15 protein-coding genes are annotated in these 14,006 nt (G+C 32.6%); 2 read left to right on the top strand and 13 right to left on the bottom strand.

Features of this window, described 5'->3' with window-relative positions:
* Position 1: 1 nt before the first annotated feature.
* The 3 genes from F8154_RS10010 to surE form a co-directional block, all read right to left on the bottom strand.
* Positions 2-1,141 carry a 2-oxoacid:acceptor oxidoreductase subunit alpha gene (locus tag F8154_RS10010; RefSeq protein WP_151861483.1) on the bottom strand — a complete coding sequence of 380 codons (1,140 nt, stop codon included), beginning with the start codon at positions 1,139-1,141 and terminating at the stop codon, positions 2-4.
* A gap of 2 nt (positions 1,142-1,143) precedes the next feature.
* Positions 1,144-1,347: an indolepyruvate ferredoxin oxidoreductase subunit alpha gene (locus F8154_RS10005; RefSeq protein ID WP_243141226.1), complete on the bottom strand. Its 204-nt coding sequence runs from the start codon at positions 1,345-1,347 to the stop codon at positions 1,144-1,146.
* A 188-nt stretch (positions 1,348-1,535) separates the two neighbouring features.
* Positions 1,536-2,300 carry a 5'/3'-nucleotidase SurE gene (gene surE, locus F8154_RS10000; RefSeq protein ID WP_151861481.1) on the bottom strand — a complete coding sequence of 255 codons (765 nt, stop codon included), beginning with the start codon at positions 2,298-2,300 and terminating at the stop codon, positions 1,536-1,538.
* 82 nt (positions 2,301-2,382) lie between these two features.
* On the opposite strand from surE, the gene F8154_RS09995 reads away from it, so the two are divergent.
* Positions 2,383-3,033 (top strand): hypothetical protein, encoded by a 651-nt coding sequence (locus F8154_RS09995; RefSeq protein WP_408609012.1) that lies wholly within the window; start codon positions 2,383-2,385, stop codon positions 3,031-3,033.
* A gap of 43 nt (positions 3,034-3,076) precedes the next feature.
* Here the strand turns inward: F8154_RS09995 and F8154_RS09990 are convergent, their stop codons facing one another.
* The 5 genes from F8154_RS09990 to F8154_RS09970 form a co-directional block, all read right to left on the bottom strand.
* Positions 3,077-4,489: an oxaloacetate decarboxylase subunit alpha gene (locus F8154_RS09990; RefSeq protein ID WP_151861479.1), complete on the bottom strand. Its 1,413-nt coding sequence runs from the start codon at positions 4,487-4,489 to the stop codon at positions 3,077-3,079.
* A 35-nt stretch (positions 4,490-4,524) separates the two neighbouring features.
* Positions 4,525-5,094, bottom strand: a complete 570-nt coding sequence (locus tag F8154_RS09985) for a tRNA (mnm(5)s(2)U34)-methyltransferase (protein ID WP_151861478.1) — start codon at positions 5,092-5,094, stop codon at positions 4,525-4,527.
* 4 nt (positions 5,095-5,098) lie between these two features.
* Positions 5,099-5,566, bottom strand: coding sequence for a GNAT family N-acetyltransferase (locus tag F8154_RS09980; protein ID WP_151861477.1), 468 nt, complete (start codon positions 5,564-5,566; stop codon positions 5,099-5,101).
* Between the two features lie 254 nt (positions 5,567-5,820).
* On the bottom strand, positions 5,821-6,525 hold the full coding sequence (locus F8154_RS09975; protein WP_151861476.1) for a pseudouridine synthase: 705 nt from the start codon (positions 6,523-6,525) through the stop codon (positions 5,821-5,823).
* 141 nt (positions 6,526-6,666) lie between these two features.
* The gene (locus tag F8154_RS09970; RefSeq protein WP_151861475.1) at positions 6,667-8,025 is read right to left on the bottom strand and encodes an MATE family efflux transporter; all 1,359 of its coding nucleotides are present in this window, start codon (positions 8,023-8,025) and stop codon (positions 6,667-6,669) included.
* A gap of 293 nt (positions 8,026-8,318) precedes the next feature.
* Between F8154_RS09970 and F8154_RS09965 the strand changes: the two genes are divergently transcribed.
* Positions 8,319-8,810, top strand: a complete 492-nt coding sequence (locus F8154_RS09965) for a YajQ family cyclic di-GMP-binding protein (RefSeq protein WP_151861474.1) — start codon at positions 8,319-8,321, stop codon at positions 8,808-8,810.
* Positions 8,811-8,872: 62 nt separating this feature from the next.
* Here F8154_RS09965 and F8154_RS09960 read toward each other — a convergent pair whose 3' ends face one another.
* From F8154_RS09960 to F8154_RS09940, 5 genes are all read right to left on the bottom strand, one after another.
* Positions 8,873-9,409, bottom strand: a complete 537-nt coding sequence (locus F8154_RS09960) for a GNAT family N-acetyltransferase (protein WP_151861473.1) — start codon at positions 9,407-9,409, stop codon at positions 8,873-8,875.
* 156 nt (positions 9,410-9,565) lie between these two features.
* Entirely contained in the window at positions 9,566-10,825 is a 1,260-nt protein-coding gene (locus tag F8154_RS09955) for an MFS transporter (protein WP_151861472.1), read from the bottom strand.
* 237 nt (positions 10,826-11,062) lie between these two features.
* Positions 11,063-12,088 (bottom strand): ArsR/SmtB family transcription factor, encoded by a 1,026-nt coding sequence (locus F8154_RS09950; protein WP_192930242.1) that lies wholly within the window; start codon positions 12,086-12,088, stop codon positions 11,063-11,065.
* A gap of 191 nt (positions 12,089-12,279) precedes the next feature.
* Complete coding sequence (locus F8154_RS09945) at positions 12,280-12,543, bottom strand: hypothetical protein (protein ID WP_151861470.1); 264 nt, start codon at positions 12,541-12,543, stop codon at positions 12,280-12,282.
* A gap of 74 nt (positions 12,544-12,617) precedes the next feature.
* Positions 12,618-13,871, bottom strand: a complete 1,254-nt coding sequence (locus F8154_RS09940; protein ID WP_151861469.1) for a Y-family DNA polymerase — start codon at positions 13,869-13,871, stop codon at positions 12,618-12,620.
* Between the last annotated feature and the right edge of the window lie 135 nt (positions 13,872-14,006).

Below are 14,006 nucleotides of genomic sequence, written 5' to 3'. Positions count from 1 at the left end.
ATTATAGGACCTCCCTAAGCTTTGCTAAAATCTCTTCAGGGGTAATGGATTCACCATTAACCTTACCTAAGCTATAAACTTCAGCATCATTCTTAACAACTCTTTCTACCTCTTCAGCATATTGCCCTAAATTTAACTCAGGTACAAGAATTTTTTTGATTGATTTAGTTAGCTCTTTAACTCTTTTTTCTGGAAATGGCCAAATTGTTAACGCTTTAAATAGTCCAACCTTAAGGCCTGCAGCCCTTGCTTGCTTAGCTGCACTTCTTGCTGAACGGTAAGTACAACCATATGCTAAAATTAATATTTCAGCATCTTCTATAAACTCTTCTTCAAATAATACTATATCATCTACATTATCAGATATTTTACTCATAATCCTTCTAAGTAGTTTATCGGCAATTCCTGAATCATTTGATGGAAAGCCATAATCATCATGCATAAGACCTGTTACATGAAAGTGGAAGCCTTCTCCAAAGGATGCCATCGGAGGAACTATCTGACCTTCGTCTACCCTATATGCACGATAGCTTTCATCACATACCTTAGGCTTAACACGATCAAAAATTTCTATTTCATCAGGGTTAGGAATTTCTATTTTTTCCCTCATATGTCCTACAATTTCATCTAGCATTAGAAATACAGGTGTTCTATATTTTTCAGATAAATTAAAAGCCTTTACCGTTAAATCAAAGGTTTCTTTTACAGAAGTGGGTGATAAAGCAATAACTGGATGATCACCATGGGTACCCCATTTAGCCTGCATAATATCTCCTTGTGAAGGAGCAGTTGGCAATCCTGTACTTGGACCTGCTCTTTGTACATCTACAACAACACATGGAACCTCAGTTAAGGCAGCATAGCCAATATTTTCTTGCTTTAGTGAAAAACCAGGTCCGCTTGTGGCTGTCATTGATTTTAAACCAGCTAATGATCCACCTATAGTAGCAGCCATTCCTGCTATTTCATCCTCCATCTGTATGAACTTACCACCAACTAAGGGAAGTCTTTGAGCACAAAATTCTGCTATTTCTGTAGAAGGTGTTATAGGATAACCTGCATAAAACCTCATGCCTGCCGCCAGTGCTCCCTCAACACAGGCCTCATTTCCCTGCATTAATTTAACTTGTCTATTATTCATTATTAGACCACCTCCAAATAGATTGCATAGTCAGGACATCTTAATTCACATAAGCCGCATTTAATGCATTTGTCCAAATCAGAAATGACAACCTTGTCATTTTCCATAGTAAGAACGTTTTTAGGACAAAATGCGACACAAATACCACATCCTTTACACCAATCCTCAATGATCTTTAATTCTTTTTTAGCCTTCTGGTTGTCCAACAGGCCCATCTCCCTTCAATGACTTAATATAAAACCTCTTATAACAAGACTATAACAGATAAAGAGTAATTATGCAATTTTTATTTCATAATTTTAGCATTCATTTTGTTATATGCAAGATTAACTTCACAAACTGCATAATTCACGAAAAATACAAAATTTAAGGTGTAGCCAAAAAAGTAGTTAGACTACACTTTAAAATTCATTCTTCTTAAACTGTCTAGGTCTTTGAAATGAGTTAAATCAAAGTGTATTGGAGTTATGGATATAAAGTTATTTTTAACTGCCATTACATCGCTGTCTTCAGCTTCCTCTAAATCCATGGCCTTCCCTGAAATCCAGTAATATGAGTCACCACGTGGATCTTTTCTTTCAATCAATGAGCTGCTATACCTTCTTATGCCTAACGAAGTTATCTTTATACCTTGTATTGACTCCCTTCGACAGGTGGGATAGTTTATGTTAACTATTCCAACCTTAGACCTATATAATTGATGTATACTTTTTGCAATCCTGCAGGCAAATTCTGCCGCATCTTTAAAGGTATCAATTTTAGTTGTTGCCATTGAAACTGCAATTGAAGGAATTTCTAAAATAGCAGCTTCTACTGCTGCTGATACAGTACCAGAATAAATAACATCTGTACCTAAATTAGGTCCATTGTTTATTCCCGAGACCACAATATCCGGCTTCCTATCCTTTAATATTGCTTCAACAGCAACCTTTACACAGTCTACAGGTGTACCATCAATAGCGTGGGCCTCTAGCTCTGTATCAAAAAATTTTGTATTACTTACTCTTAAAGGTCTATGCAAGGTAATTGAATGTCCTGTAGCACTTTGCTCCTTATTTGGTGCAACAACAATTACTTCTCCAAGAGGAATGAGTGCTTTGGCAAGCTGATATATACCTTCTGAAAAAATACCATCATCATTTGTAACAAGAATACGCATGAAAAACCTCCTAGTTATATTTGTATTATACTTCTTAAGGATATCGACAATAATAAAGCTGTGTAATAGAGTTAAAGAAAGGGTGAACATATTGATTCAAATAGATGATGCCGGCAGTGGTAGCCTATTAGGAGGAACAATTATAGGTGCTATAAGAGTTGAAACCAATGAGTACAAAGAAGAATTGATCCCGCTAAAATTCTACCGAGCTGAAAGCTTTAATAAAAAACTATATACAAATTATGTTGTTGAAATAGTTAAAAGGCTACTTAATGAATTAAATGTCTCAAAATCTGAAGAGCTTCACGTATGTAGAGGCTATATGTTTGATGAACTCAATAAATGGCTTAAGGCCAATAACTATAAACATATTAACTTGAAGATTACTAATCCGCTTCAGGATATTATAGAAAATTCCTTTGATAATTATGCCGTTAGTCTAGGTTTACCTACTTCATATATTAACTATACAAAATATCCATTTCACTTTCATAGAATATTGAAATGGGTTTATGCTGATTATGAAGCAAGAAGCAAGCTATGTAAAACAGGGTGGAAAAGCTGGAGTAAGTATAACAATTTAAAGGTTACCACCAGCTTTGAGGTAGTTAAAAATAAAAATTGGACCTGCTTAAAATGTAATAAAATAATTCCACGTAATACTACAGTAGCAGTAAAATCATATATTAGCAACAGACATTATAAGATTTATCTACATAAGCATTGTATATGATAAAGCTCCCATTCATAGGGAGCTTAGATTATTAAAGGTCATATTATATTGGATGGGTCTTTTCTTCTTCATTATAAAGGGTTGTTTCTATTTTATACTGCTTGCTCCAGCGGTCCTTAAAAAAGTTCATTGCAATTTGAGGGAACAATCCGTAGGATAAAACATCTTCATCCTGTGTTAGATATTCCTTCATTTCAGCCTTTAACCTATCTAATTGAGGTTCAATCAAGTCTGCTGGTCTACAGGTTATTATCTCCTCTTTACCGATTATCTTTTCCTTAATTTCATTAGATATAGGTGTAGTAGCTTTTCCATATAGGCCTTTAACATAGTCCTTTATTTCTTTAGGCACCATTTTATATCTTTCACCAATAATAACATTAAATACTGCTTGGGTTCCCACCATTTGACTCATAGGTGTCACTAAAGGAGGATAGCCTAAGTCTTCACGTACTCTAGGGACTTCTGCTAAAACTTCGTCTAGCTTATCCAATTTATTTTGCTGTTTTAGCTGTGATATTAAATTTGACAACATTCCGCCCGGTACTTGATAGACTATTGTATTAATATCTACCCCCATAACCTTTGGGTCTATTAGTTTCTTCTCAAGATATTTATCCCTTAGTGGCTTAAAATATTCAGTTATTTCATTTAATGCCTCTAAATCCATACCAGTATCGTATTGAGTACCCTTTAAAGTAGCAACAAGTGGTTCAGTAGGTGGCTGTGAAGTTCCTAATGCAAATGGAGAAATTGCTGTGTCAACCACATCTACCCCTGCTTCAATAGCTTTAATATATACCATTGATGCCATACCACTGCTATAGTGGGAATGTAGCTGTATGGGAACAGTGACTACCTTTTTAAGCTCCTTCACAAGATCATAGGCTACAAAGGGTGTCAATATACCAGACATATCCTTGATACATATTGATTTAGCCCCCATACTTTCATATTCTTTAGCCTTATTAACATAATACTGAATATTATGAACAGGACTGGTGGTGAAGGAAATGGCACATTGTGGATGTCCCCCCTCTTGATTTGTAACCCTTATAGAGGTTTCAAGATTCCTTGCATCATTTAATGCATCAAATATACGAATTATGTCAATTCCATTGTATATTGATTTTTTAATGAATTCAGTTACCACATCATCAGAATAGTGTTTATAGCCTAATAAGTTTTGTCCCCTTAAAAGCATTTGTAGCTTTGTGTTTTTTACAAGACCCCTAATTTTTCTTAGTCTCTCCCAAGGGTCTTCATTTAAGAATCTTAGACAAGCATCAAAGGTTGCTCCCCCCCACATTTCTAAAGAATGATAGCCTACCCTATCAAGCTTTTCGACAATAGGTAGCATTTCATTTGTTGTCATTCTTGTAGCAAGCAGAGATTGATGAGCATCCCTTAATACAGTTTCAGTAATTTTAATTTGCTTTGTTTCAGCTTCTGCCATTTACTAGTACCTCCTTAAGTTTAAATTAAAGTCCGTTAAATAATTTTTTCTATAAAAACAATAATGGGTGGATTTTTCTCCTTTGAAATATAGCTGCATTTAAGTACAGAATATTTTTTATTATCTAGGGTTTCTAGAAAATCAATTACTGAGTTTTTCTCTATAGCTCCTCCTTCATGTCCATAGTATATAACTATAGATAATATACCTTTAGTTTTAAGGATTTCTAAACTACTTTTAATAGCTCCTATTGTTGAAGGGGGCTTTGTTATTACTTTATGATCACCCTTTGGCAAATAACCAAGGTTAAATACAGCTGCATCTATCTTTTCCTTTATATATATACCCATATTTTCATGACTATCTCTTATTAAAACAACGTTATTACAGTTAGCTTCTAGTAGTCTTTTATAAGTTATATCAAGGGCTTTTTGCTGAATATCAAAGGCATATACCTTTCCATTACTGCCAACAGCCTGGGAAAGGAAAATGGTATCGTTACCATTACCCATTGTTGCATCTACGACAATATTTCCTATTTGGATTTTCTCCTGTAGAATTTTATGCACAAATGCTGTAGCTCTTGATATTAGTAGCCTATTCATTTAATTATCTACTTCCTTTACATTTTTTCTGAAAAAAATCTTTAGGATAACAATAAAAATAGTCTGAGGTATTTAAGCTTAAGTTCTTTAACTGGAGCTGTAGTTCCTCTGATAATAAGTGGCTTGTTAATGGTAATAACCCTTCATGAGTATAAAAATCCTCAAGCTTTTTATTAGATCTTAAAAAAATATGAGAATAACCTTTTTCCATTAAATAATTTAGTGTTCCCCTTAAAAGACCATCCCCTAGGCTATTTCCTCTGGCATTTGGAGTTATGTATAAAAATGATATTTCTGCTGCTTCAACAGACAGTCTTTTATAATTTGAAATACCCAATACTTTATTTCCTTCCTTAACAATGATTGAAGATAAATCCTCTTGTTCTGGAGCTAATTCATTAAAGGAAAGCTCCCTATAGATTTCATTAATCTGTTGAATATCTTCTGTTACTGCCCTCCTAATTTCAAGCAATTTATCACTGCCCTTCTGTTTTTCCTATTTTCATGTCTATTATACACCTTTTATTTAGGATATACAAAAGCATGTTTATTATCAAAAGTGATGTTTAAATGTGTAAATTTTCATTATAAATGATAAAACTTTACCCATCTAAAATTATGGATAGGGCTGTAACCACAATTCTGATGGGCTAAATTTTTTATAAGCTTTTTCGTAGGGTATAAATAAGGTATAAATTTGCATATGTTTAAAATTTAATTAAATTATTAAATTTTCTTTATATATTTTATTTCTTCCTTAGTTAAAAGCCTCCAAGCTCCAACCTTCAAACTACCAAGTTTTATTTCTCCCATTGCTATTCTTTTTAATTCTAAAACAGGGTGTCCTATTGCATCACACATTTTTCTTATTTGTCTATTTTTTCCTTCACGTATTATTATTTCTACTATAGAGGCATTATCCTCTGTACTTAGTATTTTTATCTTTGCTGGTGAGGTTATATAGTCTTCAATTACTAAGCCATTTTTAAAGGCATTTATTTTATCAGCATTAAGCAAGCCTTTTATCTTACTTATGTAGGTTTTTTCAACCTTAAATTTCGGATGGGTTAATTTATAGGTAAGCTCACCATCATTTGTTAGTAATAGTAATCCAGAGGTATCATAATCTAATCTTCCAACTGGAAAAATTCTATAGGGTAAATCTATCAAGTCAGTAACCTTTTTTCTGTTAAACTGGTCATTGACTGTAGTAATATAGCCCTTTGGTTTGTTTAAAACAACATAGACCTTTTTTTCATCTTCACTTATTTCTTTACCATCTACTAAAACTATATCCTTATCTGGGTCAATTTTATAACCCATTTCTGTTACTGGTTCGCCATTGACCTTTACTTTTCCAGACTCAATCAGTTTTTCGCTTTTCCTTCTGGAGGCAACTCCACAGGCTGCTATATATTTTTGGAGTCTCATCCTATCACCTACTTTTAGTTTAATCTTAACTATTATTCTATTTCATCTAATTATTCCCGAGGAAATAGTTAAATTTCAACATTTTACGAGGATATTACTATATTTTGTCATCTACAATAATATAATGTCTAATATTACTATTTAGTTGCTTTGTATAAGGGTCGCTTTTGATATTATTTTAAGCTCCTTTGACATAAATACCATAGTTACCACTGTAGAAAGCACATCCGCCAAAGGAAAGGCTAACCATATACCCAATAGATCAAAATAAATTGGAAGTGTTAATACTAATGGTATTAAAAATAATATTTGTCTTGACATGGATAGTATTAATGAGGGTAAAGCCTTACCTATTGATTGAAACATACTGGCACCAACCACCTGTAGGCCAATGAAGGGCACCCCCAACACTATTATTCTTACTGCACCTATTGACAGTTCTATAAGCTCTGTATCATCGCTGAATATTTCCATAAAAAATCTTGGGAATACCATCAGCATTAAAAAACCAATAGTGGCAAGTAGAGTTGTTATTACAATTGATAATTTTATTGTAGCTTTAACTCTGCTTAGTTTTTTAGCTCCATAATTGTATCCAACTATTGGCTGCATTCCTTGAACTATACCAAATAATGGCATGAAAGTAAACATTAGTAATCTATTAATCACTCCAAAGGCTGCTATTGTAATATCTCCACCATAAAATGCAAGTGAGTTGTTTAGTATAATTGCCATAATACTACCTGCTGCCTGTCTTGCAAAGGCACTTGAGCCTATTGCAAATGTTTCAAGTATTATTTTGATATCTGGCTTAAGATTTTTCATTTTGAATTTAAGGGTACTCTTACCGGTCATAAAATAAATGACAAGATATACTGCTGTTGTTGCCTGTGCCAAAACAGTAGCAATGGCAGCCCCTCTTATTCCCATATTAAATACAAAAATAAAAATTGGGTCGAGTATAATATTAAGCCCTGCTGAGATTAGCATGGTGTACATTGCCATTTTAGCATTACCCTCTGCCCGTAAAACGCTGTTACTGGCTACAGCAAAGGTAAATAATACCGTTCCCAATAATATTACCCTCATATACTCCATAGCATAGGGCAATATTGAATCTGTAGCTCCAAAAACCATTAGAATTGGCTCTATAAAGGCTAGTCCAAGTATTGTTAATACAAGGCTTATCACTATAATAAGACTAAAAATATTTCCCATAGCTTTTTCCGCTTTTTCTGTATCACCACTACCTAAGCTTCTTGAGATAATTGAAGCTCCCCCAATACCAATTGCCTGTGCTATAGCCAGTCCCAACATTTGAAGGGGAAAAGCAATCGCCAGTCCAGCAATAGCCATGGTGCCAACTCCTCTACCAACAAAAATTGTATCTACAAGGTTATATAGAGCTTGTACCATCATTCCAGCTACAGCAGGAGCCGATAATCTAAGTAATAGCTTTCCTATTCCTTCACTACCTAGTATTTTACTATGTTTATTCATTATATCACTCCATTATTTTAATTTCTCTATTTAATAATTATACCTAATTTAAGCTTTAAAACCTTTTAATCTTTATAATATTTCATGGCCTCTGTTGAATTATTCTTTACTTTTTATAAAAATATATTTAGTAAACATACTTTTATTTATGTTTAGTTTACACGTATTTCATTATATCACCTTTTTTAAAGTCCTTCAGTTTTGTTATAAGATTTTTGTTAGACATGTGGACATAGTTGTAAATTTAGGGATATAATAAATATGGACAATTTATTGGAAATGAGGTGAAACATATGGCAAAAGACAGTTCTTTTGATATAATTTCAAAGGTAGACCTACAAGAGGTTGATAACGCAGTAAATCAAACCTCTAAGGAAATAAGCCAAAGATTCGATCTAAAGGATACCAACACAGCAATTGAGCTTGGTAACGAAGAAATATCTATTACAGCAGAAGATGATTTCAAGCTTAGAAATGTAATAGATATTTTGCAAACTAAGATGACAAAGCGGGGTATCTCCCTTAAGTCTTTACAATACGGTAAGGTGGAAAAATCCCTAGGTGGTAGAGTAAAGCAAATTATTACTTTAAAGCAAGGAATTGAAAAAGAAGAAGCAAAGCTCATAACTACAGCTGTTAAAAATGCAAAAATAAAGGTACAGGCATCCATTCAAGGTGATTCTGTACGAGTTACTGGTAAAAATAAGGACGATTTACAGGCTGTAATTCAACTACTTAAGTCAGCAGATTTACCCTTCCCGCTGCAATTTGTAAATTATAGATAATAGTAAAACCTCCTACAAGGAGGTTTTTTCATTGCTAATTACTAAATACTAATTGTATTTAGTTAATCAATCTCAATTCCCATTAATATACAATCGTAAAAAATCCCATCTATCATAAACTCTCTTGATATTAGCCCCTCTTTTTTAAAGCCTAAGTTTTCATATAGGGTAATACCCCTTGTGTTGTCTGCTCTTACCTTTAGATTTATTTTTCTAACTACTCCTGTTTGTCTACTCCAATTTATTAAGTAGGAAACTAACCTTTTTCCAATTCCTAATCCCCAGTATCTTTTTAAGACACTAACACCAAATTCACCAGCTTGCTTTGTTCGTGGTCTTACTCCCCCAGTAAAGCTTAAATTTGCAACTATTTTACCATCAATTTCAGCCACAAGAAACAAAGAATTATTACTCTTGAGAGTTTTTTCAATAAATGACTCCTCTTCTTCTTTGGTTAATAAAAACTCCCCTGGTCCAAAGGTTAGGTAATCTGATTCACCAGCTATTATTTGTATATAGTCAATAAGCTGCTGAGCATCCTCTTTTTTAGCAGGTCTTATAATTATTTCTTCTCCACTTGATACAATATATTTTTCCATAACTAACCTCCATTAATCTTAGAAGAATTATATCAAATTATTGTATAATTCTTCAAGTAGAAGTTTATAGGTGTCAACAACTCCGAACCCTTGACACTATATTTCCATTTTATGCTATTGTACTTACAAAAGCAATACATTGACTAAATCTATACTCTAAATTCTTTCAGTTATGCTTTGTTGCTTTTCTTTAAGCATAAAAGGAACATGGGCTATTAGCTTTAATACCATTCCTATAGCTAATATTAGTATTGGGTATAAAAGTATACCTTTATTAAATAGGTATCCAAAAACTTTAAATCCTATAAAGCGTCCAACAGCAAATAACATTATTAGTATAGAGCCAAATCTCCCTAATAGTTCTTTTGGTACATTACCTTGGTAAAAGGATACAAAAAAGACTCCGTAATACCCAAATGATAAAAACATAAAAAAATTAACGAAGCTAAAAAATATTAAAGTAATTAATGGGCTATCCTTCAATACTGCTGTAAAGCTTGGTACAATTAGAAGCCCTACTAAAACAACCGTTAATAGCATACCAATAATTGCATAATTGATGCTTTCGGCTTGACTTAGTTTGTTTTTGGTTATAGATACTAAAGCAACCGATAGAAAAAAGCCAACCGGCATCAAACTTTGAACTATTCCATAGAATAATTCTGGTACAAGAAAAACTTGAGTTAATAAGTATGGAAAACCTACCAGAAAAAAGGGAAAAAGGAATATATGTGATAGTATACCATTGGCAACTAAGGAAGTAATTTTAGTATCCTTAAAGAAGACCTTAAATCCATCCATTACCTCTTTAATAAAATTATTAGACCCTATGTCTTTTTCCTCTAATGGTATTTCCATAAATAGTTCGGAAATAGCAGATATTAAGTAGGTAATAGCATCTACAAATAAAATTATAATTAATCCATATCTACTAAAGACAACTGCACCTAAAATTGGGGCTATTATTCTAGTGGCTTCTAAAATTGTGTTCATTAAAGCATTACCATCTACAAAATCTTCCTTATTTATAATTAATGGAAATATACTTATAAAGCTAGGGCCAAAGAATATATCACATAATGAGAAGAACATAACTGTTATGTATATGGTGTTGATCTGTAGTTCTCCCTTTGTTATAACTATCAAAACAAGCAAATATAAAAATCTTATTAAATCAAGAAAAATTATGCTTTTTTTCTTATTTAGTCTATCAACAATTGTTCCAGCAAATGGTCCTAAAAAAACCTGTGGAATAACTCCTAATGCTAATATTGCTGCGAATTTCTCGGCTGACCCTGTAAGCTTTAACACATATAAGGATAAGGCGATATTTAAAAACACATCGCCAAACACAGAGGATGCTTGCCCAAAAACAAAGAGACTATAATTTTTATTCTTAAATAGTGCAAATTTCATATTGTTGCCCTCCTGTAATTAGATGCATATCTTATTAGATATATATATTATATAGCTTATATAATAAATTTGCAATTATATTTAATACAAAAACTACATACACAATTTAGTAGCTATGTTTAGTTTTTAGGCATAAAAAAACTCGGCTAAGACCACATAATTTCATGAAAAGTTAAATCTGGAATGTTGTGATCTATTTTTCTCAAGGTTTGCCGAGGGTTTAACAAGGTATTGAAGCTATTTGTTATATAAGTAGTTCTTTACATCTTCAAGTAAAGAGTCAACCTTTTCAATATTTGCACTAAAGTACTTTATGTTTTTTTCCTTATGTTCATTAATAAAGCCTGCAGCCTTTAATTGATCTAAATGATGAGAGATGGTTGCTGTTGTAAGGTTTAACATTGCAGCCAATACTTTACCATAGGTAGGCTCTGATATTATGTGTCGTAATATTTCTAGCCTTGTTTTATCTGAAATTACACTTAGTGACTTTGCAATGTCTATTCTCTCTTTTATTTTTTCATTTCTATCATTTATCATATCATAGGCTATAACGATACTTTTATGATTGTATATCATTAAATGATGAGGACTTATAAAATAGGAAGGAACAAAAAAATATTCTTGCAGGTCTTTAATATTCCATTTCTTACCTATAACCTCTTGTGCTAGTGCCTTAATTTCTGTTTTTATTATTCTAATATTCATGTCTTCAATAGCTTTTTGGTATATATTCTTTAGCTCCTGTAGCTTATTATTAAATATATCATTATTTATCTCAATCAATAGCTCTACTAATTGATTTTTATAATTATCGGTGTTAAAAAATGAATATTCAAGTGGGTTTATACTATCCCTTACAAGCCAAGGAAATTCTGCCACTACATTTTTTAAGCTTTCTTTTCCATTGATTATATTTTTAATTCTCTCAATACCAATTTGCTCTCCTGTTATCTTGTGCAAAAATTCAATATTATCATATTCTAATATTGTCTTATATAGTTTTTCTGTATCATCAAAAATATAGCCCTCTAGCACAAACTCAATTAACTCCATACCCTGCAAACAGGTTTGAGCAATAATTGAAAGGGTTTTCATACTATCCGCCGAAAGCTTATCATACATTTGATTTGCCCATTCTCTAGCAAATTCATGATGCTTGCTATCTGCCAATAATTGTATTGCTATTATCAATTCTATGTTTTTAGAGTTGATGGCTAATACTTTTGTACCTTTAACATTCATATCCATATCTGAAGGCATATTTTTACTCCTTTTCGATAACATGAGGATTACGATAACCCCCCACTTTTTCATGTGACTTTGTTGTTTTAATATATTACATTATATCATAGCAATGGCATACTAGCACAATCTATAGATTAGTTATTGCCTATATATTGATAATTATGTTGTAGTTCAGTATACATAATAATATTATGTATACTGATTCTTTAGATTTTATACAAATACCATTTGCAGGTCTCCATCTCATACCTTAGCTCTAATAATTTTAATTCTCCATTGATACAGCTTTCGCAGGTGTATTTAATCATCTTATTACCTGCAAATTTATCTAGCTCCTTCTTAATAATTTTATTTATTTTAATAACAGTGTTTTCTTCTTCTTCATTCAATAGTCGGAATTTTACAGGTGTTGTATTTCCTTCATAGTCAAACCATGCCACCATCTCTACAGATTTTTTTAAAAGCCTCATTCTTAAAATCCCTTCCCTTTCTTCATGCTTATACCTAATTACTAGCTATTTTTTATTTTAATTATTGTCTGAACTTACAGTATGCTACTCATCATGGGGTAATCCTCTTCTCCTACTCCCCCTAAAAGAGGAGCTATTTCTCCGTCGGCAAATATTCCCCTCATAATTGAATACTTCCCATATTTTTCACGAATATTATCAATTGACTCATCTAAAGCTTGATATTTTTCTCTTGTTTTTTCATCAAAAAAAGAAGTTTGAATTGTTTCGTTTTTTGTTAAGTCTGCTACCCTTACTCCCAAATGTCGAAGCTTCTCTCCCTGCCAGCATTCATTGAATAATTCCTTGACTATTCTATAAATTTCATTAGTAACATTGGTGGGTGAAAAAAGCTTTCTTTGATGTGAATAGGTATGAAGCTCTGCATTACGTAGGGAAATGGCTACTAAGCCAGAGGAATAACCAGCCTCCCTTAGCCTAAAAGCAACTGATTCTGTTAAGGATAATAATATTTTATAGGCTGTTTCCTTATCATATACGTCGAACTTAATAGTACTACTGTTTCCCATTCCCTTCATGGGAATATGTGAACCATTAAAAACAGGTGATTCTTCTAGTCCGTTGGCATAGCACCAAATTAAATTTCCAAAGGATTTTAGCTTACTTTCTAATAGCTTTGGATCTGCCTTTGCAAGATCTCCAATAGTAAATATATTTAAATGATTTAGCTTTTTATGGGTTCTCCTTCCCACCATATATAACTCTTCTACTGGAAGGGGCCACATTTTTGATTTCATCTCATGGGGCCATAGGGTATGAACCATATCAGGCTTTTTTAATTCTCCAGCCATTTTAGCCATTAGCTTATTAGAGCCTATTCCAATATTTACGGTAAAGCCTAATTCATCTTTTATTTTATCTTTAATAAAATGGGCGGCCTCAACAGCAGTGCCATGATTAGCCTCCATACCTGTATAATCTATAAAAAACTCATCCACAGAAAAACGCTGTATAATTGGAAAGTACCTATTTAATAATTCATAAAGGGCTCTACTGCATCTCATATAAATTGTATAATTTGGAGGGACAATTACAATATTAGGACATTTTTGCCTTACCTTCCATAATACCTCTCCAGTTTTTATATTAAAGGCCTTAGCAGGAATACTTTTAGCCAATACAATTCCTCTACGATCCTCCTGTGATCCACCCACCACCGAGGGAATTTGTCTCAAATCAATAGTGCTTCCCTGCTGAAGATTATAAACAGCCTGCCAGGATAAGTATGCTGAATTTACATCGATATGCATAATTGTACGTTCCTTCATAGTTTCACTCTCCAGTAAGTAATATGTAATATGGAATAAGTAATAAGGAAAAACAAAAAAGCAAAACCCATAAAGATAAAAGAAAAAAACCACTAAAGAATAAAGAATAAATCAATAACACAAATAAAAATTTAA

Source organism: Alkaliphilus pronyensis (assembly GCF_009017275.1).
In the GTDB taxonomy this organism is placed as follows: Bacteria; Bacillota; Clostridia; order Peptostreptococcales; family Natronincolaceae; genus Alkaliphilus_C; species Alkaliphilus_C pronyensis.
Note: the sequence above shows the minus strand (reverse complement) of the source record. Positions and strands in the feature narration are given on the sequence as shown.